The sequence below is a fragment of the Amycolatopsis saalfeldensis genome, from assembly GCF_900110575.1.
Classification (GTDB): Bacteria; Actinomycetota; Actinomycetes; order Mycobacteriales; family Pseudonocardiaceae; genus Amycolatopsis; species Amycolatopsis saalfeldensis.
Genome location: NZ_FOEF01000021.1, coordinates 24135 through 46343 on the forward strand (window position 1 = coordinate 24135; position 22209 = coordinate 46343).

Sequence of the window (22209 nt, forward strand, 5' to 3'; positions counted from 1 at the left end):
ACATGTGACCTTTTGGTCACCTATTCTCGGCTCATGCCGGAGGACGACCTGGTGTTCAAGGCTCTGGCCGACCCCACCCGGCGGTTCCTGCTCGACCTGCTGTTCGCCGGGGACGGCCGGACACTGGGCGAGCTGGAGTCCGAAGTGGACATGACGCGCTTCGGCGTGATGAAACACCTGAAACTGCTGGAGGAGGCCGGGCTGGTCACCAGCCGCAAGGAAGGGCGCGAGAAGCGGCACTTCCTGAACGCGGTGCCGATCCGGCAGATCCACGACCGGTGGATCGGCAAGTACACCGCGCGCCACACCGCGGCGCTGCTCGACCTCAAAGCCGAACTGGAGAAGGAGTCACCGGAATGACCGAGACGAAGACCGTGCAGGTCAACCGCGTTTACATCAAGGCGAGCCCGCAGGCGATCTGGGACGCCATCACCAAGCCCGAGTGGACCGAGAAGTACGGCTACGGCGGCCTGGCCGACTTCGACCTCACGCCCGGCGGCAAGCACCGCGTCCGCCCGACGCAGGCGTTCATCGACTCCGGGTTCACCGGAGACCTGCTCGACGGCGAGGTCGTGGAGGTCGACCCGCCGCGCAGACTGGTGATCACCTGGCGGCTGACGATGGACCCGTCGCTGATCGCGGAGCCGTACACCACGCTCACCTACGACATCGAGGAAACCAAGTCGACGGGCACCCGGCTCACCGTCACCCACGACCTCACCGGCGCGCCGAACCACGCCGCGATGGTCGCGGGAGTGCACGAGGACATCAACGCCGGCCCCGGGCAGAACGCGGGCGGCGGCTGGGCCTGGGTCCTCTCGGACCTCAAGTCCCTGCTGGAAACCGGCGAGACCGTCGCCCTCCGCTGACCCCAGGCTCGTGAGTGTTCCGGACGGTGAGAACCGTCCGGAACACTCACGAGCAGGTCAGGCCCGCTGGGTGGCGGCCTTCAGCGCGGCCTTCGCCGAGGCGGGCGCGCCCAACGCGTCGAGGCCGAACAGGGCCGCGCCGACGACCGGGTTCACGTCGACCACCCGTACCTCCGCGAGCGGCGCCACCTTCAGGCAGCGCCGCTCGATTTCCGCGATCACCGGCGCCCCGACGCCGGTGAGCACGCCGCCGCCGAGGATCACCTCCGGGGCCGACCCGGTGAGGTCCAGCCGCCGCAGGATCACCGCGACCAGCACGCTCACCTCCTCGACGAACCGCGTGACCACCTGCTGCGCCACCTCGTCGCCGTCGGCCGCGACCTCGAACAGCAGCGGGCACAGGCCGTGGATCGACGCCGAGTCGATTTCGCCGAAGTGCAGGCCCTGCACCACGTCGAGCAGCGTCGGCAGGCCGAAGAAGCCCACCACCGCGGTCTGCAGCTCCGTCCGGGGACCACGGCCGTCCTCCGCGCGGACGGCCCACCACAGGGCCTCCTCGCCGAGCCGGTAGCCGCCGCCCCAATCGCCGGAAACCCTTCCCAGCGCGGGAAAACGGTGCACGCGGCCGTCCGGGCCGACGCCCGCGCCGTTGATTCCCGCGCCGCAGACCACGGCGACGCCGGTGCCGTCCGAGCTGCCTGCCCGCAGCAGCGCGAGAACGTCGTTGCCGACTTCCAGCGTGGTGCTCCAGCCGCGCGCGAGGAGCGCTTCGCGCAACGGTTCTTCCTCACGCGGGAAATCCAGCCCGGCCAGGTACGCCGAGGTGTGCACGCCGTACGGCCGTTCCGCCGGCAGCCCGGCCGAAGCCAGCGCCTCGACCACCAGAGACTCAAGCGCCATAACACATCCCGCGACGCCGACGTTCTGCGGCGAGGCGCCGGGGCCGCGCGACTGGGCGAGCACCTGCCCGTCGCGCGACACCAGCAGCACCTCGGTTTTGCTGTTGCCCCCGTCGATGGCGACCACCGCGGGCCTCATGCCCATGGCAGGAAGTCACGGTTGATCGACACCAGCGAATCGGCCAGGTGGTCGGCCTTGGCGTACTGCCCGATCAGCGGGTGGGCCAGCAGCGCGTCGGCCACCCGGTCGCGCCCGCCCTTCACCGCGGCTTCCAGCGCGAGTTGCTCGTACGCCGTCACGGCCGCGATCAGCCCGGAGAACTGCGGTTCAACGGGCTTCTGCGGGATCGCCACCGCCCCGCCGGAGTCCACAGTGGAGGAAACCTCGATCACCGCGTCGTCCGGCAGGAAGCCGAACGTGCCGTTGTTGCGCACGTTCACCACGTGCTCCTCCGGCGGCCCGCCCGCGGTCAGCGCGTGCACGAGCTGCACCGCCGCCTCCGAGTAGTACGCGCCGCCGCGCTTCTCCAGCGAATCCGGCTTCGTCACCTGCTCCGGGTCGAGGTAGAGCTTCAGCAGCTCCTCCTCCACGTCGCTGACCACCTCGGCGCGCGGGCGCTCCTTGACCTGCTTGGCCACCTGCTCGTCGTGGGCGTAGTAGTACTTGAGGTAGTACGACGGCACGGCGTTCATCCGGCGCATCCACCCGACCGGCGCCGTGACCTCCTCGCCGAGGAACTCCGCGTGCTCGGACAGCAGCTCCGGCAGCCGGTCGACGCCGTCGACGAAAACGCCGCGCTCCCAGCTCAGGTGGTTCAGTCCGGTGTGGACGAGCTTGACGTCCCCGGTGCCGGCGCCGAGCAGCTTCCCGAACTTCCGCTGAAGGTTGATCGCGACGTTGCACAGGCCGACCGCGCGGTGCCCCTCCTGCAGCAGCGCCCGCGTGACGATGCCGACCGGGTTGGTGAAGTTGACGATCCACGTGTCGTCGCCCGCCGCCTTGCGCACGCGCTCGGCGATGTCGAGCACCACCGGCACCGTCCGCAGCGCCTTCGCCAGCCCGCCCGCGCCCGTCGTCTCCTGGCCGAGGCAGCCGCACGCGTGCGGGAACGTCTCGTCCGTCGCGCGCGCCCGCTGCCCGCCGACCCGCAGCTGGATCAGGACCGCCGAGGCTCCCTCGACGCCCTCTTCCAGGTTCGCGGTCGTGCGCATCCGCGCCGGGTGACCGGCGTGGTCCAGCAGCCGCCGGCTGAACCCGCCGACGGCTTCCACCCGGTAGGCGTCGGGGTCGATCAGCACGATCTCGTCGACGTCCAATGTGGAGCGTCGTCCGGCGATCCCGTCGACCAGCTCCGGCGTGTAGGTGGACCCACCGCCGACCACTGCCAGCTTCATCCCTTGACTCCCGTGAACGTGATGCCCTTGACAAAAGACTTCTGCGCGAACACGAACAGCACGATCACCGGCGCCATGATCAGCGCGGTGGCGGCCATCGTGAGGTTCCACTCCACGTGGTGCATACCGCGGAACGACGCGATCGCCAGCGAGAGCGGCCAGTTGTCCTGGTTCTCGCCGGTGTAGAGCAGCGGCCCGAAGTAGTCGTTCCAGGTGAACAGGAAGCAGAACATCGCGGTGGCCGCGATACCCGGCTTGGCCATCGGGAGCAACACCCTGAGCATGGCCTGGAATTCGTTGCAGCCGTCGATCTTCGCCGCTTCGAGGTAGTCCTTGGGAATGGTGAGGAAGAACTGCCGGAGCAGGAAGATCGAGAACGCGTCGAAGAAGAAGTACGGCACGATCAGCGGCACCAGCGTGCCGGTGAGGCCGAGCCGCACCCACAGGTCGTACAGCGGCACGATGGTCACCTGCGGCGGCAGCATCATCGCGGCCACGGTGAGCATGAAGAACAGGTTCTGGCCACGCCAGCGCAGTTTCGCCAGCCCGTACGCCGCCGGGATGGCCGAGACCAGTGCCCCGACCGTCGCCAGGGAAGAGTAGAGCAGGCTGTTGCCGAAGTACTCCAGTAACGGCGCCCGGCGGAACACCTCGACGAAGTTCTCGAAGTGCCATTCCGTCGGCCACAGGCTCGACGACATCGCCTGATCGCTTTTCATCACCGCGGTGAGGAAGACGAACAGCAGCGGCAGTACGAAGATCACACCGAGCGCGATGCCGATGGCGTGCGTCGCGATGAAGCCGAGGCGTTTGTCCCACTGACGCTTGAACTGCACGCGCGGGGGCACGGACGCGGGCGGGCGCGCGGGCGCCGAGATCGTGGTCATGCCCCCTCCTCCTGGTGCTGAGCCTTACGAAGTTGCCGCACCAGAATCCACGTGAAGCCCGCGGAGACGATGAACAGCAGCACGGCCATGGCCGCCGCGTAACCCATGTTGAAGTAGCGGAAACCCTGGACGTACAACCAGATCGGGTAAGTCAGCGTCGAGTTCTCCGGCGCGCCGATCAGCTTCGAGTTGCCCGCGACGTCGGCCGTGCCCGCCGAAGCGGACGAGGCGACGATCGCCTGCGTGAAGAACTGCAGCGCGTAGATCATCGAATTGACCACGCCGAACAGCAGCACCGGCGAGATCGACGGCAGCGTCACGTGCCAGAACCGGCGGGCCGGGCCGGCGCCGTCCAGCTCCGCCGCCTCGTACTGCTCGGCGGGCACGTCCAGCAGCGCGGCCAGGATGATGATCATCAGCTCGCCGGAGCCCCACAACGCCAGCAGCGTCAGCGCGGGCTTCGACATCTCCGGGCTGTTGAACCACAGCCCGCCGTCGATGCCCAGCAGGCGCAGGAACCGGTTCACCGGGCCGAATTCGGGGTTGAACACGAAGACGAACGCCAGCGTCGCCGCGGCCGGCGGGGCCAGCGCGGGCAGGTAGCAGAGCGTGCGGACGATGCCGACGCCCGACTTCAGCCGCGAGATCACCGAGGCGACGCCGAGCGAGAACAGCACCCGGCAGACGGTCAGGATGATGACCAGCCACAGCGTGTTGTATGCCGCGGTCTTCACCAGCGGCTCGCTGGTGAACATCCGCACGTAGTTCTCGAACCCGATCCACTGGGGCGGGTTGATCAGGTCGTAGCGGGTGAAGGAGTAGTAGACGGTGGCGATGAGCGGGTAGCCGAAGAAGATCAGGAACCCGAGTGACGCCGGTGCCATGAAGAAGAACACCGTCCGCCTGCGCTTCGCCCGGCGGGCCCCCGCCCGCACCTTCGCGGGTGCGGGCGGGGCGCTCGCCTCGACGGGCAGCGTCGACGTCATCCGCCCGAGCCCTTCTGCGCCAGCTCGTCGTTCACCTGCGCGTCGACCTGTTTGAGGCCGGCGTCGAGGTCGGGCACGGAGCCGGCCTGCCACTTCTCGGCGAAGTCGTTGACCGCCTTGAGGAAGGCGTCGCCGATCGGGGTGGACGGGTTCGCGACCATCTTGCCGCTGCCGTAGATGTCGAGGAAGGTCTTGAACTGCGGCGGCACGTCGAGCTTCGGGGAGGAGAGCGAATCCTTGGTGCTGGGCACGTTCTTCAGGCCGTTGGCCATGTCCACCAGGGTGTCGGTGTCGAGGCTGGCCTGCTTGATCAGCTCCCAGGCCGCGCCGGGGTTCTTGGCGCCCTTGGGGATGGCGATGATGGTGCCGGTGGCGAAACCGCCGCCGTAGTGGTCGGCCATGCTGTCGAGCACCGGCGCGGGCGCGGTGGCGTAGTTCAGCTTCGGCGTCTGATCCTTGATGAACGCGGTGCGGAACTCGCCGTCGTACATCATCGCCAGCTTGCCGGTCTGGAAGCCGTTGTCGGCCGAGTACTCGTCGCCGAGGCCCGCCTTGAACTTCTCGACCTTGTCGTGGCCGCCGTAGAAGTCGATCAGCTTCTTCTGGAACTCGAACATCGCCTTCCAGCCGGGGCTGGACGAGAGCGAGGACTTGCCGTCCGGCCCGATGAACTGCGCGCCGAAGTTCGGGGCCCAGTACTGCGCCTGGTTGGCGTAGAACGGCATCGCGGGAATGAAGCCCGCGGTCTTGATCGAGCCGTCCGGGTTGAACTCGGTGAGCTTCTCGGCGTCCTGGAGCAGCTCGGTGGTCGTCTTCGGCGGCGAGGTGATGCCCTTGGCCGCGAACTTGTCCTTGTTGTAGTACAGCCCGTAGACGTCGGCGAGCATCGGCATGGCGCAGCGCTTGCCCTGGTACGACGTGTAGTTCCGGACCGCCTCGGGGATCTGGTTCAGGTCGATCTTGTCGCGGTCGAGGTACGGCTTGAGGTCCTGGAAGCTGCCGGTGGAGCACCAGGCGCCGAGGTTGTCGGTGTAGAACGAGATCGCCACGTCGGGCGGGTTGCCACCGCGGATCGACTGGGTGAGCTTGTCGTCGTCCTGGTTGCCCTCGTGGTTGATGGTGATGTTGGGGAACTTGGCCTTGAGCTTGTTCAGCGCGGCGGTGACCACGCCGTACTCGCGGTCGGTGAACTTGCTGTAGACGGTGATGGTGAGCTTGTCGTCCTTGCCCGGCGGCGCGGCGGCGTCACCCGAGGCGGTCGGCGCGGCCGCGCCGCAGGCGGACGTGAGCAGCGCGGTGGCGGCCGCGGCGCAGAGCAGCAGGGAGCCGCGCCTTCGGGCGGTTCTCCGGATGCGGGTCGTGAGGGGCATGACCCTCCTCCTCATCGGTGGGACTACTCGGTGGGGACTACTCGGTCGGGAGCGCCGCGGACGGCGTTCCCCCCGCGGGCCTGCGAGACCCGAGGAGCGTGGGGGTGACGACGCCGAAGACGTCCTCACGGGCGGTGGCGAGCGCGGACTGCAACGCGCCCGCGCGCACCGCGTTGCCCTGCACCGAAGCGACGCCGACGGGCGTGCGGGGCAGGACCAGTGCGTGCAGCTTCTCCGCGACGTTCGCGGCGAACTCCTCGCCGCCGGCGCGGCTGGTCTCACCGCAGAGCAGGATCAGCTGCGGGTCGGCGACGGCGACGAGGCTGGCGATGCCGCCCGCGACCCGGCGCGCCAAATCGTCGAGGAAACCGTTGTCCGGCAGGGATTTCGCCTGGTTCACGGCGTCCCAGCCGGCCTCGGCGGTGATGCCGTGGGCCTTCGCCAGGCGGGTCACGGCGGGCGAGTCCACGAGGTTGCCGAACCGCGCGCCGGCCTCGGGCCACTGGTCGCCGGTGTCCACAGTGGCCGGATCGGGCACGCGCATCCAGTCGATCTCCCCGCCGCCGCCGGTCGCGCCGCGCAGCAGCCGGCGGCCGATGACCACGGCGCCGCCGACGCCTTCGGAGAGCCAGACCATGACGAAGTCGTCGACGTGCTGGGCTTTGCCCTCGCTCATCTCCTCCACCGCGACGAGGTTCACGTCGTTCTCGATGGTGACGGCGATGCCGAGCTCTTCGGAAAGCCGCGCCGGCACGTCGAAGCCGAGCCAGCCGGCAATGTGCGGAGCGGAGGACAGCAGCCCGGTGCGCGGGTCGAACGCGCCCTGCGCGCCGATCACGACGTTCGCCAGATCGGCGAGCCGGAGCCCGGCCGCCGCGGTGACGTGTCGTAGCGCCTCACCGAACGTGCCGACGACGTCCGCACCCTCGTGCACGGGCAGCCGCACCTGGTACTCGGCGAGCACGGTCCCGGCGACGTCGGCGACGACGAAGTCCGCGAGGTGCGGCGTGAGATCGACGGCGACCACGTGCGCCAGCCCGCCGTTGACCGCCCAGAGCTGCGCGCGCGGCCCGCGGCCACCCCCGCGTTCTCCGGCCTTGCCAACGACTTTCTCCTGCTCGAGCCGGGTCAGCAGCTGCGCGGTGGCGGGCTTCGACAGCCCGATGGCGACCTCCAGCTCGGACCGCGTCAACGGCCCAGCCCGCAGGAGCGCCTCGATCGCCGCGCGATCGTTGATCTCACGCAGCATCCGCGGACTGCCGGCTCGCACCCTCGGTCTCCTTAATTAGGATACTTTACAGACGGTTTCCGGGGACTGTAGTGAGCGCGGCCACAGCTCGTCAATGGTCATCGGGAACGGGCGGGTAACGCTTCGAGCCCGGTGCGAAACCAGCGCTTTACACCGGCGCTCACAGTGACTGATCGACTGCCGGTCGTGAGCGGGGTCGGCGTTTATCGGCCCGCGACAAGCGAAACGGGCACAGGCACAGCGGCCGGCCAGCGAGCAGGGCCGCTACTTCTGCTGAGTCATTCCTCGGCGTCGGCCCAGGCTTTGAGCATCACGCGGGCGATCGAGGAGTTGCCGGGGAGGATGATCTCGGCCGCACCGCCCGCGATGGGGGTCGGGACGGCGCCTTCGTTGCGGAGCTGGCTGTTGCGGAAGGCCGCGCGGACCTCCTCGCGGGTGACCCACACGGCTTCTTCGATCTCGCCGTCCGCGAGGACCAGCGGCACCGACGGGTCGGCGCGGGCGGTGAAGCCCAGCATGATCGAGCGCGGGAACGGCCAGGGCTGGCTACCGAGGTACCGCACGTCGGACACCTTCGTGCCGACCTCCTCGAGGATCTCCCGCTCGACGCAGCCCTCCAGCGACTCGCCGGCCTCGACGAAGCCCGCCAGCACCGAGTAGCGGTCCGCGGGCCACATCGGATGGCGAGCGAGCAGCACGCGGGAGCCGTTGACGCCCTCGTAGTCGTGCACCAGGCAGATCACCGCCGGGTCCGTGCGCGGGTACTCCTCGTGCCCGTTCGCCTCGCAGCGGCTGGCCCAGCCGAACTGGATCAGCTCGGTCGGCGAGCCGTCGCGGGTGCAGAATTTCGCCTGACGACGCCAGTTCCGCAGGGCCTGGGCGGTGGTGAACAGGCCGGCCCACGTGTCGTCCAGCAGGTCGCCGTGGCCGCGCAGCTCGACCCAGATCTCACCGTCGACGCGCGGGACCTCCTCGACGAAGCCCCAGCTGCCGGCCATCCGCACGGTGTCCGCGTCGCCCTCGGCGCGGCCGGGCAGCGACCAGTAGTCGGTGTCCTCCCACTCGCCGAGGAACACCGCGTCGGCCGGCGGCTCAGTGCCGTAGTTGGCCGCCTTGCGCGTGGCCAGGGAGGTGGTGCCCTCGACGACCGGGGTGCGCCCGGTGTCGTCGAGCAGCACCACCCGGGCCGACGGCCACTTCGCGACGAGCCGCTCCGTGTTGGTGCGCAACATTTCCTGGCGGTCCACAGTGGACCGGGACACGGTCGGGAGCGAACCGAGGGTGTACGGGGCGGTCATCAGTCCTGCTCGCCCACCGTGACGTCGCCGAGCGCGGTGAGCTTCGGGGCCAGCAGGTCCGCGTCGCCCACGACCACGCCGGTGAACCGCTTGGGCGCGAAGAAGTCCAGCGCCGCCTGCGCGACCTCCTCCTCCGTCACCGCCGCGACCCGTGCCGGGTGCTCCTGCAGCCACTCGACGCCGAGGCCGGTCGACGCGAGCGCCATCACCTGCCCGGCCAGGCCGGACTGCGAGGACGTCGAGGTGAGCAGCGAGCCGATCGCGTACTGCCGCACCGACTCGACCTCCTCGCCGGTCGGCGGCACCAGGCCGAGGCGGCCCAGCTCGTAACGCGTCTCGAGCAGCGCCGCGGCGGTCACCTCGTTGGCCGTGTCGGCGTCGACGTTCACCGTCGCGTTCTGGTCGGTGAACTCGAAGCCGGAATGCGCGCCGTACGTGTAACCCTTGTCCTCGCGGATGTTCTCCACCAGACGCGAGGAGAAGTAGCCGCCGTACGCCAGGTTCGCCAGCTGCACCGCGGCGTAACGCGGGTCGGTGCGGGGCACCGTCTGCGCGGACAGCCGGATCTGCGACTGGACGGCGCCGGCGCGCGGCACCAGCAGCACGTTGCCGCCGGTCAGCTCGGGCAGCGCGGGCAGCCGCGGCGCGGAGCGGTCCGACGCCCAGCCGCCGAGCGCGCGCTCGAGGTCGCCCGGCACGGTCTGCGGGTCGATGTCGCCGACGATCACCAGCACGGAACCGCGCGGCAGCACCGAAGCCGCGTGCAGCGCCCGCACCCGCTCCGGCGTCACCACCTCCACGTCGGAGGCCTCCGGCACCTCGCGGGTGGCCGGGTGGTCGCCGTAACGCTGCTTCTGCAACGCCTCACGCGCGATCGTGCGCGGCTGCGTGCGCGAGACCGCGATGCGCTCGATCAGCCGCTCACGCTCACGGCCCACCTCGGCGTCGGTGTACGCCGCGCCGGTGAACACGTCGCCGAGCACGTCGAGCAGCGTCGGCAGGCCGCTGGACAGCGCGGAACCGGTGACGTACAGGCGTTCCGGGTCGACGCCGGTGCCGAGGTCGCCGCCGATCAGCGCCAGCTCGGCGTCGATCTCGACCCGGTCGCGGCGCGCGGTGCCGGTGAGCAGGGTCTCCGCCAGCACCTCCGCGGTGGCCGGGTGCAGCTTGTCCTCGCCCGCGAACGGGATCCACACGCGGACCTCGACCAGCGGCACGGTCGCCTTGCGCACGGCCACCACCCGCAGGCCATTGCTCAGCGTGGTGTCCACATGAGACAGCTCGGTGGCCGAGGACTGCGACCCCAGCGGGGGCAGCGGGCGCGGCCCCGTGGCCGTGCGGCCGATCTCCGCCGCACTGCGATGCGTAGCCGAAGTCACTGTTCTTGAGTCCCTTCAGAGTTGGCCGGCTTCACGACCAGCACGGCGCGCGAGTCCGGGCGCAGCGCCTTCGCCGCGGCCGACACCGCCTCGCCGGTGATCGCCGACATGCGGTCGGCCAGCCGGTGCACCAGCGTCGCGTCGCCGTACAGCAGCTCGAACGCGCCGAAGGCCAGCGTGCGCGACACCAGCCGGTCGTGCTCCGAGTGCAGGCTCGCGGCCCAGCGCGCGGTGACCTTCTTGAGTTCCTGCTCGTCCGGCGGCGTCGCCGCGAGCTTCTCCAGCTCCTCGTCGAGCGCGGCGAGCACGCGCTCGCGCGACACGTCCGGCGGGTGGATCGCGGTGATGGTGAACGTGTCCGGGTCGCGGGCCTCGAACGGGCCGAACAGCCCGGCGCCCGCGCCGATGTCGACCACCAGCGGCTCGCGGTGCACCAGCCGCTGCTGCAGCCGGGAGCCGTCGCCGTCGGTCAGCACGCTGGCGAGCACCAGGTACGCGAGGTAGCCGTCGAGGTCGTTGATCGGGTCCGGCATGCGGTAGCCGACGGCGAGCGCGGGCAGCGGCGCGTGCGCGTCCTGGTGCTCCCCGTACAGCTCGCTGGTGGGCGCGGGCTCGGCGAACGAGCGGCGCGGCGGCGCTGGCCGGTGCGGGACGTCGCCGAAGTGCTTCTCGATCAGCGCTTTGGCGTTCTCCACCTCGAAGTCGCCGGCGACGGTGAGCACCGCGTTCGCCGGGGAGTAGAAGGTGTCGAAGAACGCCGCGCAGTCCTCCAGGGTGGCGCCCTCGAGGTCCTCGAACGCGCCGTAACCGTCATGGGCGTTCGCGAAAGTGTTGTACAGCACCGGCGGGAGCAGGATCCACGGGAAGCCGCCGTACGGCCGGTTCCGCACGTTGAGGCGGATCTCCTCCTTGACGACCTCGATCTGGTTCGCCAGGTTCTCCGCGGTCAGCTTCGGCGCGCGCATGCGGTCGGCCTCGAGGAACAGCGCGCGCTCGAGCGCCGCCGACGGCAGCACCTCGAAGTAGTCCGTGTAATCCGGGTGGGTGGACCCGTTGAAGGTCCCGCCGCTGGATTGCACGTGCCGGAAGTGGGCGAGCTTCTCCAGGCTCTCGCTGCCCTGGAACATCAGGTGCTCGAAGAGGTGCGCGAACCCCGTCAGCCCCTCCGGCTCGGAACGGAAGCCCACGTCGTAGTGCACGCTGACCCCGACAACCGGCGCGGTCGGGTCCGGGGCGAGCACCACGCGCAGACCGTTGTCGGTGGTGAAGCGGACGAGTTCGGGATCGGCCATGCCCCCACCCTACGCAGGCGCGGGGTCCCTCGGTGCGTCCGGTCGGATGCCTCTCACCTCGTGGTCCGCCGACGCGAACGCGGCCACCAATGCGGTCGCGAAACCGCTGGTCGCGGCCACCGCGGCCGGGCCTTCGGCGGCCGTCCCGTACCAGTACGCCTGTGGCGAACGGCCGGGCGCCGCGAAGGCCGCCACCCACTGGTCGGCTTCGCCGAGAGCCAGTGCGTACGGGAGGGCCCGGGAGAAGAGCAGCTCGCGATCCGCGGCGGTGAGACGCGCGGGGTCCGGCGCGGCCAGCCGGGCGCGCAGGCCGAGCAGGCGGCGGCGTAGAAGCAGGCCCGACGTGGTCCGCGCCGGGAGCAAACGGGCACCGAGCGAGAGCACTACGCCGCAGGCAATCACCACGAGGCCGAGCTGGGCGTAACCGACGGTGAAGGTGAGCAGCACCGTCAGAAACACGCCATACAGGCTCAGTCGCGCACCGGCTCGTGACAGCTTCGCGCCGCGCCGGGAGAGCCAGCGGCGACGGACGACGTCAGCCAGCACGCCCGTCTGGAAAGAGTGCAGGGACGACACCTTCACCGACTCACCCGGCAGCACGGCCTCGTACACCGCGCGCTCGAACCGGCCCAGCTGCTCGTCTGGCGGATTCCGGCGGACGAGCACCCAGTCGCGCGGCCCGTCTTCGCTGACCCAGATGTAGTTCCGCACGCACAGGTCCAGCACGGTCGCCGCGAGGTCGACGGCGCCGGCGCGGCCGGTGAGCAGCGGTCCGACGTGGCCGGGCAGCACGCCGTCCGGTGAGGAGAACTGGCCGTCCGACAGCAGGTCCACCGGCAGCGGGACGGCGGGCGCGGCGTCACGGCGGCGCAGGAAACCCACCAACGCCAGCGCCGCCAGCAGCAGTACCGCGAAGGCGCCCCACGCCCACCACACCGGGGCCGACGCCGAGATCGCGCCCGCCACGGTCTTCGCCGGCACCAGCCGCTCGGTGACCGGCACGGTGCCGCCGGGCAGTTCGGCCGTCAGCTCCACGCGCTGGCCCGCGGCGAGGTTCGGCACCGAGACCCGGGTGAGCCCGGAGTGGTCGATCTGCGCGGCCCCGCACGGGCTGACCGTCCCGGGTGGACCGGCGAGGCAGCTCAGCGCGTCCGGCACGCTCGGCGCGGCGAACGTCGCCCGCACCAGCTCCAGCCGCGTGTCCCAGCCGCCGGCGAGGTCCCACGTGACCCGCTCGACGCCACGGCCGGCGCCGACCGCACCGTCCACCGTGTACTGGACGATCGAGGTGCCGCCGCGCAGGTCCAGGGTCACGGCGTCGGCCGAGGTCTCGGAGCTGCCCGCGCCCTCGATGCTCAGGTCCCGGACGGTGAGCAGGCGATCCTGGTTGTCGTCGGCCGGCGCGCGCAGGGCGATGCGCCGGGTCATCGAGGTGCCTTCGGGCACGGAGACGGCCTCGGTGACCGACAGGCTGCCGTCGCGCTGCACCTTCAGCGTGACCTCCGCGCTCTGCGGCAACGCGGGCAGATCCTGCGCGAACGCGGCCGGGGTGAGGGCCAGCAGCAGCGCCGGTACCACCAGGAAAACGGTGCGCCTCATGCGAACTCCAGCGCGCGACGGCGTTCGGACAGGGCGAGGACGCCGTCCAGCGCGGCGGCGAGGGCTTCGTCGTCGGGTCTGGGCGGGGCGGCGAGTGTCCGCCCGCGCGCGGTGCGGCGGGGCAGGCTCGGCGCGGCGGCGACCAGCGCGAGACCGGCGACGACCACCGCGACTCCCAGCAGCGCGTACCCGACGGTGAAGGTGAGCACGACCATCGCGACCAAGCCCAGCGCGATCAGGCCGAGGCCACTTCGCCGTGCGCGGCCGGGCAAGCGGGACAGCCAGCCTTCGCGGACGGCGTCGGCCAGCAGGCGGCCGCGCAACGCCGTGGGGTCGAGCGCGCGGACCTCCGACAGCCGGGGCACGTCGAACGCCGCGAGCACGGTGCGTTCGAAGTCCCGCAGTCCGTCGCCTTCGCCGCGGGTGACGAGCCAGTCGGCACCGTCCGTTTCGGCAAAGCGCAGGTGACCGCGAGAGGCCAGGTCGAACGCCGTGCCGGAGAGGTCGAGACGGTCTTCGGCAACTATCGCGGCGTACGCGGGTGGGACGACGGTGGTCGCGGTTGTGGTCCGGTCCCGGCGGCGCAGCCACCAGACGGCGAGCGCGCCGAGCAACAGCAGGACCACCAGGACGCCTAGCCCCACGGCCGTCAGCGGGCCGAAGACGAAGGCCGCGGCGACCGTCGAGACCGGGACGAACCGGGCGTTGGCGGGCAGCGCCCCGGCCGGGAGGCGCACGGCGAGGTCGATGCGGTCGCCCCGGGCGAGGCCGTCCTGCTCGACGCGGACCACACCCTGGTCGCCGATCTCGGAGAACGTGCACTGCCGCGCGGATCCGGGCGAGCCGGCGAAACAGTCCGCAGTGGACATTCCGGGCACGGGCGGGGTGAAGGCGGCGGTCACGCGGGCCAAGCCGGCGTCCCAGCCGCCGGTGACCTGCCAGCGCAGCTGGCCGGCGTCGTCGACCGCACCGTCCACTGTGTACGTCAGGGTGGCGGGGCCGCCGTCGAAGGCCGCCACCACGCCGTCGGCGCCGGTTTCGACGTGGCCACCGGTGATGCGGACGTTGTCCACGGCGTAGACGCGGTCCTGCTCCTCGGTGGCGGGCACCCGCAGCGGGATCCGGTGGACGGCGGGCCCGCTGGTGGTGACCCGTTCGGTCACGGTGAGCGAGCCGTTCCGCGCGGCCGTCACCGCGACGTCGTCGGTCACCCCGCCGGACGGCGCGAGCACCAGCGCCACGGCCAGTTCGGTCAGCACGGCGACAGCGTAGAGCCCCCGGTCAGCTTGGTGGGGTGAACGGGTTCTCCGGTTCGGCGCGCGGCGGCTCCGGCACGGGCTGAGGTGCGTGAGCCGGTTGCGGCGCGGGGCGCCCGTACGCCGGAGCGAACCGGGCCTGGTCGCGGTTGCGGCGTTCCGCCAGCACGGCCTGAAGGAAGGTCCACGGCGGCATCCCGTACGGAAGCGCCACCCCGACAGCGTTCGCCACCTGGTACGCGAGCCCCTGGCCGAGCGACGCGGCCGCTTCCGGGCGCAGCTCGTGATAGCGGCCCAGGAACTGGCGGGACGCCAGCGCCAGGTCGTCGGGCAGGCGGCTGAGGTCCAGCTGCGAGGCCCACGCCTCCAGACCCGGCGGCATCACGACGTACGCCTGCGCACTGTGCGGCACCCGCTCGCGGATCACCAGCGTGCCGGCCAGGAAGTCGCCGACACGACGGCCGTCCGACGAAGCCAGCGAGACGATCACGGCCACCGCGCCCAGGAAACCCAGTGCCCAGAAGTCCACGAAGAACCCGGCCAGCGCGCGGGTCAGCGCGTGGCGGAAGCGGATCGGGCCGCCGTCGAGGCGAACCACGCGCAGGCCCAGCGCCAGCTTGCCGAGTGAGCGGCCGCGGCTGAGCGTCTCGAACAGCACCGGGTAGCCGATCACGATCAGCACGAACAGCGTGAGCAGGAGGGCGACCGTCAGCGACGAGTCGGCGCTGGGCATGGCGAACACCAGCACCAGCACGGCGATCAGCAGCAGCGCGCCCTGCACGAGGACGTCGAGCAGCATCGCGACCCCGCGGCTGGCGAGCTTGGCCACCCGCAGGTCCAGCACCACGGCTTCGCCGGTGACGAGATCGGACTCTTCCTGCACCGGGTCAGTCTAGTGAGCCCTAGGCTGGGGTTCAGCGAAACGGAGGTGACAGGTGGACGTCGACGTCTTCGTCGCGGCGCACAGCGCGGAGTGGTCGCGGCTCGGTGAGCTCGTGCGCCGCCGCCGGCTCAGCGGCGCCGAGGCGGACGAGCTGGTGACGCTGTATCAGCGCACGGCCACGCACCTGTCAATCATCCGCTCGACGGCGCCGGACCCGGCCCTGCTCGCGCGCCTGTCCGCGCTGGTGGCGCGGGCGCGCTCGGCGGTCACGGGCTCGCACAGCCCGGCGTGGCGCGAGGTGGCGCTGTTCTTCACCCGCCGGTTCCCCGCCGCGGTTTACCTGAGCCGGCGCTGGTGGATTCCCGCCGCGCTGGCTTCGGTGGCGCTGATGGCGGTGCTCGGCGTGTGGATCGCGGGCGACCCGCAGGTCCGCGCGTCGCTGATCTCCCCGGACGAGGTCAAGGCGATGACCGCGCCCGGCGGCCAGTACGAGACGTACTACTCGACCGGGCCGGCGGCCTCGTTCGCGGCGAAGGTGTGGACGAACAACGCCTGGGTGGCCGCGACCTGCCTGTTCCTCGGCGTCGCGCTCGGCCTGCCGGTGATCAGCGCGCTGTGGCTGAACTCGCTGAACGCGGGCGTCGCCATCGGCCTGATGTCCTCCGCCGGCCGCGGCGACGTGCTGCTCGGCCTGCTCCTGCCGCACGGCCTGCTGGAGCTGACGGCCGTGTTCATCGCCGCGGGCACCGGCCTGAAACTCGGCTGGACGGTGATCGACCCCGGCCGCCGCTCCCGCAGCGCCGCACTGGCCGAACAGGGCCGTTCCGTGGTGGTCATCGCGCTGGGGCTGGCGTGCGTGCTGCTGGTCTCGGGCGTGATCGAGGCCTTCGTGACGCCCTCGGGCTGGCCGACCTGGCTGCGCATCGGCATCGGCGCGGCGGTGGAACTGCTTTTCCTGACCTACGTCTTCACCCTCGGCCGCCGCGCCGCCCACGAAGGCGAGGTCGGCGACCTGGACACCCAACACACCGGCGACGCCCTGCCCGAAGCCGGCTAAAGGCGTCCGGCGGCTTTGAGGGCCAGGTAACGGTCGGCCAAGGCTGGAGGCAGCTCCTCCGGCACGGCCACCCCGCGACGACCGAACCGAGCCACCGCAGACGCACACAACCATCGCCCGCTCCACCGCGGTGGCGTCGCCACGACCACGCCCTGCCCGACCGGCTTGAGGACTAAGTAACGATCGGCCACGCCCGGGGCAGCTCCTCCGGCACAGCCACTCCACGCCGCCCGAGCCCAGCCACCCCAAACGCACACAACCATCACGCGCTCCACCGCCGCGGCGTCGCCGCAACCACACCATCACGACGCCCTGCCCGAAGCCGGTTGACCTACAACCGTCCGGCGGCTTTGAGGGCCAGGTAACGGTCGGCCAAGGCCGGGGGCAGCTCCTCCGGCACAGCATCCACCACCGCCACCCCACGCTGCCCGAGCCGAGCCACCGCGGACGCACGCTCGGCCATCGCCCGCTCCGCCGCGGCAGCGTCGAACACCGCTTCGGCGTCGCCGCGGCCACGGGCCATCTCGGCGACGCGCGGGTCCGCCACCGACGCGACGATCACCTCGTGCCGTGAAGTCAGCGAGCCCAGCACCGGGAACAAACCCTCCTCCAACGGCGCCGGGTCGAGACCCGTCAGCAGCACGACGAGAGCCCGGCGACGGGTGCGGCGCAGGACCTCCGCGACCATGCCGCGCGCGTCCGTCTCGACCAGCGACGGCTCCAACGGCGCCATCGCGTTCACCAGCGAAGGCAGCAGTGTGGTCGCCGAAGAGCCCTGCACCGCGGCGCGCAGGCGACGGTCGTACGCCAGCAGGTCCACTCGGTCGCCCGCGCGGGAAGCCAGCGCGGCCAGCAGCAGCGCCGCGTCCATCGCCGCGTCGAGTCGTGGGGCGTCGCCGACGCGGCCGGCCGAGACGCGGCCGGTGTCGAGGACCAGCACCAGGTGCCGGTCGCGCTCCGGGCGCCAGGTCCGCACCATCACGTCGGCCGCGCGGGCCGAGGCGCGCCAGTCGATCGAGCGCACGTCGTCGCCGATCACGTATTCGCGCAGCGAGTCGAATTCCGTGCCCTGGCCGCGGATCATCACCGCGTTGCGCCCGTCGAGCTGCTGCAGCCGCGCGAGCCGCGACGGCAGGTGCTTGCGGCTGTGGAACGGCGGCAGCACCCGCACCGACCACGGCACCTCGTGCGAGCCCTGCCGGGCCGCCAAACCCAAGGGCCCCACCGCGCGCACGGTCACGCGGACCGCGGGCCGGTCGCCGCGCCGCGTCGGCAGCAGGCGCGTGGTGAACGCGCGCCGCTCCCCCGATGGGACAGCGATCCGGTGCCGGTCGTCGGCCGCGGCGCTCGGCGGCCACGCGTCACGCAGCCACCCGCGCACCGCGCGCCGCCCGGGATTGGTGACGGTCAGCGTCACCTCGGCCGGTTCGCCCAGCCGCACGGAAGTCGTTCCAGCGCGCGAAAACCGCAGCGCGCGCACGCTGCCCGCGAGCACCAGGTCGGCCACCACCAGCACCAGCAGCGCCAGGAGCACGGCCGCCACGCCGGTGCCGGACGGCGCCAGCAGCCCGACCACCAGCGCGCCCAGCAGGGCCAGCAGCCCGAGCCGCCCGGTCAGCGCCATCGGCTCAGCGCGGCACCGGCACGGAGGCCAGCACCCGGTCGAGGACGCCGTCCGCGGTCACGCCTTCCAGCTCGGCCTCCGGCCGCACGCCCAGCCGGTGCCGCAGCGCCGGACGGGCGAGCGCCTTGACGTCGTCCGGGGTCGCGTAGTCGCGCCCGGCCAGCCAGGCCCACGCCCGGGTCACGGCGAGCAAAGCCGTTGCGCCACGCGGGGAAACGCCCAGCTGCACCGAAGGCAGCTCACGCGTCGCGCGGCACAGGTCCACGACGTAGCCGATCACCTCGGGCCCGACGGTCACCCGCGCCACCGCCTGGCGCGCGGCCGTCAGATGCGCCGCGCCGGCCACCGGACGGAGGCCCGCGGCCGCGAGGTCACGCGGGTCGAATCCCTGCGCGTGCCGCCACAGGATGCCGATCTCGTCCTCCCGCGAGGGCGCGGGCATGGTCAGCTTGAGCAGGAACCGGTCCAGCTGCGCCTCGGGCAGCGGGTAGGTGCCCTCGTACTCCACCGGGTTCTGCGTCGCCACCACCACGAACGGGTCCGGCAGCGGGTGCGAGCGGCCGTCGATCGAGACCTGCCGCTCCTCCATCGCCTCCAGCAGCGAGGACTGGGTTTTCGGCGGGGTCCGGTTGATCTCGTCGGCCAGCAGCAGGTTGGTGAACACCGGGCCCTCGCGGAAGGAGAACTCGCCGCTGTGCGCGTCGTACACAATGGACCCGGTGACGTCGCCCGGCATCAGGTCCGGGGTGAACTGCACGCGGGTGGTCTTCAGGTCCAGCGACGCCGCCAAAGCCCGTACCAGCAACGTTTTCGCCACCCCGGGCACGCCTTCGAGCAGCACGTGCCCCCGGCAGAGCAGCGCCAGGATGAGCCCGGTGACGGCCGCGTCGTTGCCCACCACGGCCTTGCCGACCTCGGCGCGCAGGGAGATCAGCGCCGCCCGCGCGTCGACCGGCGCCTGCGTCTGTTCGGTACTCAAGACCGCTCCACCTCTCGTTCCACCCTGTCCAGTTCGTCCGCCAGCCGCACCAATTCGGCCTCGGCGCCCGTCGGCGGGCCGTACAGCACCGCGCCGATCTCGGCCGGCGCGCGTCCGGTGCGCGTGCTCACCGTCTCCACCAGCGACGCCGGATCGGCGTCACCCGGCAGGCCGAGCCTCGACCGCAGCCGGGCGCGGGCGGCCTCCCGCAACGTCTCCGCGGCGTGCCCGGTCGCGCCGCCCCGCCGGTACAGCCGCGCGCGGCCCTCGGCCGTCTCCGCCGCGCGCACGACGATCGGCAACGGCTCGCGCACCACCGGCCCCAGCCGCCTCGCCCGCCACAAAGCCAGCAGCACCACGGCGATCCCGGCCATCAGCGCGCCGTAGCGCCAGCCCGCCGGGATGAGGTCGAAAAACGGCTTCTGGCTGCCTGCCAGCGCGGGATCCGTGGGCGAGGGCAGGTACCAGACGAGCCGGCCGTGGTCGCCCAGCACGCGCATGGCGAGCGCCGCGTCGCCCTCGTCGGCGAGCCGCTCGTTGGTCAACGGCGCGGACGTGCCCAGCACGGTGACGGTGCCCGTCCGGTCGGCGAACTGCACGAACGTCGGGTCTTCGCCGTCGCGGTAGCAGGACCGCGCGGACGGGTCCGTGGTGCGGTAACGCGTGCCGCCGAGTGAAGCCGAGCCCGCGGCGACGGCCGAGCCGACCGTGCAGTCCGGCTCCAGTGTCCGCACGTCCCCACTCCCCGCGGCGGTGACGGTGGGCAGCACCGCGCGCAACGCCTCCGGCCCCGGCGCGATCAGCACGAGGTGCGCGACCCGGCGACGCAACTCGGCAAGTCCGTTACCCGGCACCAAATCCGGCGCGGTGACCAGCAGGGTGCCGCCGTCGGCCTGCTGCAGCGCCTCGTCGATGGTGTGCGCCGGATGGACGTCCACGCCCTGTCGGCCGAGCAGCTGGGCGAGCGCGCGGCTGCCGCCCGGCTCGTAGGACCCGGGCTCCAGCTGGCCGCTCGTCTGATCGCCGCGGCTGAGCACCAGCACCAGGCCGGTCAGCACGATCAGCAACAGCAAGGCGAGCGGAATCCTGACACCGCGCCAAATCCGGCGCAGATCGGGCGATACAGAGGTGCTCACGCGCCCACCAGAACCGGCCGTTCGCGGCGGACGCGACTGTCCAGCTCGGTCAGCGCGCGGTAGCCGTCCTCGGTGCCGGGGCGGCCGCCGTAGTGCACGTCGTCGAACAGCCGGGCGCCGGCGGTGAGGTCCGCGGCCAGGTTCGGCAGTAACGCGCCCGCTTCGGCGGCGGCCTCGTCGGCAGTCCGGCCGGAGCGGCTGTCGAGCAGCGCGCGTTCCTCCAGGCCGCGGACGAGCGCACGGAAGCGTTCCCGCACGGCGTCAGCGAATTCTCCGCGCGCCGCGGCCTCTTCGGCGGCCCGGCGGTACTCGTCGGCAGAACGGCGCCGCCCCGCGAAGACCTGCTTGGCCGCCTGCCCGGCGCGGCCGACCTTGCCGACGCGCAGCCGTACCACCACGACCAGCACGATCAGCAGCGCGACGACCAGCAGCACGCCCAGCGGACCGCCGGGCACGCCGGACAACGCGTCGAGCAGCCTGCCGAACAGCTGGCCGAGCCAGTGGGTCAGCCGTTCCAGCAGGCTCGGCTCGGCGGCCCGGTAGCCGGGATCGGTCAGCTCCTGGGCCGCTTGCGCGCGGGCGGGGTCCCGGTCGATGTCGACCGGGACGTCGGTGAGCCGGAACGTCACCACGCCTGCTGCGGCGGCGCCTGCGGGTTGATGCCCGCGGCCCGCGCCAGCTCGATGTCCATGCCCTCGCGCCGCATCCGCTGGTCGATGTAGAGCACCACGGTGACCAGCGCGGTGAACGGCGTGACGATCGTCGACGCGATCACCGTGCCCACCGACTGCAGCACCAGGCCGCCGGTGCTCTGCTTCGGCACCCCGGCCTGCGGGTCGAACAGCCCGGAGAACGCGCCCGAGCCGAGGCTGAACGGCACGCTGATGATCGAGGTGATCAGCCAGCCGATCAGGGCCGCCAGCAGCAGGATGCCGAGCACCCGCCAGAACGAGCCCGACACCAGCCGGCGCGAGCGCCCGAACGCCTGGCGGATCGTGCCGCGCTCCAGCACCAGCGCCGGACCGGCCAGCGCCCAGAACACGTACGGGATCACCGCCGGCAGCAGGCAGAAGATCGCGGCGACCATGGTGGCCAGCGTGTACAGCAGGGTCAGGGCCAGCAGCGGCAGCAGCCGCGGGCCGGCCTCGCGCATCGCCGTGCGGAAGTCGACCGGACGGCCGAGCACGGCCTTGCCCATCACCACGGTCAGGAAGCCGGTGAGGAACGTCTGGCCGAGGATCGTGATGATCAACGCCGGGATCAGCGTGAGCAGGGTGCTGCCGAGCAGGTTGTACACCGCGTCGAGCTGCTCCTGCTGGGTCGCGCCGGGGCCGAGGGTGCTCACCCGCGTGACGTCCGGCAGCAGCGTCAGCGAGATCAGCAGGTTCAGCGCCGCCACGACCACCGCGACGACCGCCGAAACCCCCAGCACCAGCAACGGGTAGCGGCGGATGGCGGTGATGGAGCCGTCGAGGATGTCGCCGATGTTGAGCGGGCGCAACGCGATCACGCCGGGTTTGCCGAGTCCTTGCGGGTTCCAGCCACCGCCGGGCCGGCCGTACGCGCCACCGGGGTAGTGCGGCATCGACTGCTGGCCGGGTGACTGCCATTGCCCGCTCGGCTGACCGGGCGCGCTGCTCTGGGCGCCGAACGACGGCGGGGCCTGCGGCGGCACCGGGGTGCTCCCGGACGGCGGCGCCTGCTGCGGGAGACCCGAAGGCGGAGTCTTGGCGTCGTCGCCGGTCTCGGTGCTCGCGCCGGAAGCCGCCGCCTCAGTGCTCGCGCCGGACGCGGACTCAGCGGTCGCGCCGGACGGCGAGGTCGCGCTGCCGGGCGTCACCTGCGGCGCCGGGCCGGAGCCGTCGCCCGCCGTGCCCTGCTGCGGCGTGACCGGGGCAGGCCCGCCGGCTTCGGCCGGGGCGGTCGCGGGGGGAACTTCGGGCCTCGGGAAGCCCTGGCTCGGGGTGGGCGTTTCGTCGTCCGCACCGGGCCCGGGCGAGCCGGGTGTGTCTGTCATCGAAACCCCTAGTCCTCACGACCCGTCATCAACT

General features: G+C 71.8%; 20 protein-coding genes. 3 read left to right on the top strand and 17 right to left on the bottom strand.

Going from position 1 to position 22209, the window contains the following annotated elements:
• The first annotated feature begins 33 nt into the window (after positions 1–33).
• Together BMY97_RS35550 and BMY97_RS35555 are read left to right on the top strand one after the other, a co-directional pair.
• Complete coding sequence (locus BMY97_RS35550) at positions 34–360, top strand: ArsR/SmtB family transcription factor (protein WP_091626027.1); 327 nt, start codon at positions 34–36, stop codon at positions 358–360.
• Entirely contained in the window at positions 357–869 is a 513-nt protein-coding gene (locus tag BMY97_RS35555; RefSeq protein ID WP_091626029.1) for an SRPBCC domain-containing protein, read from the top strand. Before BMY97_RS35550 ends, BMY97_RS35555 begins: the two co-directional genes overlap by 4 nt.
• A gap of 57 nt (positions 870–926) precedes the next feature.
• On the opposite strand, the gene BMY97_RS35560 is transcribed toward BMY97_RS35555, so the two are convergent.
• The 12 genes from BMY97_RS35560 to BMY97_RS35615 all read right to left on the bottom strand — a co-directional run bounded on the left by BMY97_RS35560 (position 927) and on the right by BMY97_RS35615 (position 15362).
• Positions 927–1907, bottom strand: coding sequence for an N-acetylglucosamine kinase (locus BMY97_RS35560; RefSeq protein WP_091626371.1), 981 nt, complete (start codon positions 1905–1907; stop codon positions 927–929).
• Positions 1904–3163, bottom strand: coding sequence for a 6-phospho-beta-glucosidase (locus tag BMY97_RS35565; RefSeq protein ID WP_091626031.1), 1260 nt, complete (start codon positions 3161–3163; stop codon positions 1904–1906). Before BMY97_RS35565 ends, BMY97_RS35560 begins: the two co-directional genes overlap by 4 nt.
• Entirely contained in the window at positions 3160–4050 is an 891-nt protein-coding gene (locus BMY97_RS35570; RefSeq protein ID WP_091626034.1) for a carbohydrate ABC transporter permease, read from the bottom strand. Before BMY97_RS35570 ends, BMY97_RS35565 begins: the two co-directional genes overlap by 4 nt.
• Positions 4047–5036 carry a carbohydrate ABC transporter permease gene (locus BMY97_RS35575; protein WP_177231695.1) on the bottom strand — a complete coding sequence of 330 codons (990 nt, stop codon included), beginning with the start codon at positions 5034–5036 and terminating at the stop codon, positions 4047–4049. Before BMY97_RS35575 ends, BMY97_RS35570 begins: the two co-directional genes overlap by 4 nt.
• On the bottom strand, positions 5033–6406 hold the full coding sequence (locus BMY97_RS35580; RefSeq protein WP_091626037.1) for an extracellular solute-binding protein: 1374 nt from the start codon (positions 6404–6406) through the stop codon (positions 5033–5035). Before BMY97_RS35580 ends, BMY97_RS35575 begins: the two co-directional genes overlap by 4 nt.
• Before the next feature lie 37 nt (positions 6407–6443).
• A complete protein-coding gene (locus BMY97_RS35585) occupies positions 6444–7655 on the bottom strand; it encodes an ROK family transcriptional regulator (protein ID WP_091626040.1) in 1212 nt (403 codons plus the stop codon).
• A 278-nt stretch (positions 7656–7933) separates the two neighbouring features.
• The gene (gene nudC / locus BMY97_RS35590) at positions 7934–8953 is read right to left on the bottom strand and encodes an NAD(+) diphosphatase (protein ID WP_091626043.1); all 1020 of its coding nucleotides are present in this window, start codon (positions 8951–8953) and stop codon (positions 7934–7936) included.
• Positions 8953–10332 carry a M16 family metallopeptidase gene (locus tag BMY97_RS35595; protein WP_091626045.1) on the bottom strand — a complete coding sequence of 460 codons (1380 nt, stop codon included), beginning with the start codon at positions 10330–10332 and terminating at the stop codon, positions 8953–8955. Before BMY97_RS35595 ends, nudC begins: the two co-directional genes overlap by 1 nt.
• A complete protein-coding gene (locus BMY97_RS35600) occupies positions 10329–11624 on the bottom strand; it encodes a M16 family metallopeptidase (protein ID WP_091626048.1) in 1296 nt (431 codons plus the stop codon). Before BMY97_RS35600 ends, BMY97_RS35595 begins: the two co-directional genes overlap by 4 nt.
• Before the next feature lie 9 nt (positions 11625–11633).
• Positions 11634–13223, bottom strand: a complete 1590-nt coding sequence (locus tag BMY97_RS35605; protein WP_091626051.1) for a DUF2207 family protein — start codon at positions 13221–13223, stop codon at positions 11634–11636.
• Positions 13220–14482 carry a DUF2207 domain-containing protein gene (locus tag BMY97_RS35610; RefSeq protein WP_245787671.1) on the bottom strand — a complete coding sequence of 421 codons (1263 nt, stop codon included), beginning with the start codon at positions 14480–14482 and terminating at the stop codon, positions 13220–13222. The genes BMY97_RS35605 and BMY97_RS35610 overlap by 4 nt, the downstream gene beginning before the upstream one ends.
• Positions 14483–14504: 22 nt before the next feature.
• Entirely contained in the window at positions 14505–15362 is an 858-nt protein-coding gene (locus BMY97_RS35615; protein ID WP_091626053.1) for an RDD family protein, read from the bottom strand.
• Between the two features lie 52 nt (positions 15363–15414).
• Between BMY97_RS35615 and BMY97_RS35620 the strand changes: the two genes are divergently transcribed.
• Positions 15415–16419, top strand: coding sequence for a stage II sporulation protein M (locus tag BMY97_RS35620; RefSeq protein WP_091626055.1), 1005 nt, complete (start codon positions 15415–15417; stop codon positions 16417–16419).
• 331 nt (positions 16420–16750) lie between these two features.
• Here the strand turns inward: BMY97_RS35620 and BMY97_RS35625 are convergent, their stop codons facing one another.
• Genes BMY97_RS35625 through BMY97_RS35645 form a run of 5 tightly spaced genes read right to left on the bottom strand, consistent with a single transcriptional unit; the run spans position 16751 to position 22175 of the window.
• Entirely contained in the window at positions 16751–18043 is a 1293-nt protein-coding gene (locus BMY97_RS35625) for a DUF58 domain-containing protein (RefSeq protein WP_091626057.1), read from the bottom strand.
• Positions 18044–18047: 4 nt separating this feature from the next.
• Positions 18048–19022 carry an AAA family ATPase gene (locus BMY97_RS35630; RefSeq protein WP_091626060.1) on the bottom strand — a complete coding sequence of 325 codons (975 nt, stop codon included), beginning with the start codon at positions 19020–19022 and terminating at the stop codon, positions 18048–18050.
• On the bottom strand, positions 19019–20158 hold the full coding sequence (locus tag BMY97_RS35635; protein ID WP_091626062.1) for a DUF4350 domain-containing protein: 1140 nt from the start codon (positions 20156–20158) through the stop codon (positions 19019–19021). Before BMY97_RS35635 ends, BMY97_RS35630 begins: the two co-directional genes overlap by 4 nt.
• Positions 20155–20790, bottom strand: coding sequence for a DUF4129 domain-containing protein (locus BMY97_RS35640; protein ID WP_091626065.1), 636 nt, complete (start codon positions 20788–20790; stop codon positions 20155–20157). Before BMY97_RS35640 ends, BMY97_RS35635 begins: the two co-directional genes overlap by 4 nt.
• Positions 20784–22175 carry a DUF7847 domain-containing protein gene (locus tag BMY97_RS35645; RefSeq protein ID WP_091626068.1) on the bottom strand — a complete coding sequence of 464 codons (1392 nt, stop codon included), beginning with the start codon at positions 22173–22175 and terminating at the stop codon, positions 20784–20786. The genes BMY97_RS35640 and BMY97_RS35645 overlap by 7 nt, the downstream gene beginning before the upstream one ends.
• Positions 22176–22209 lie beyond the last annotated feature (34 nt).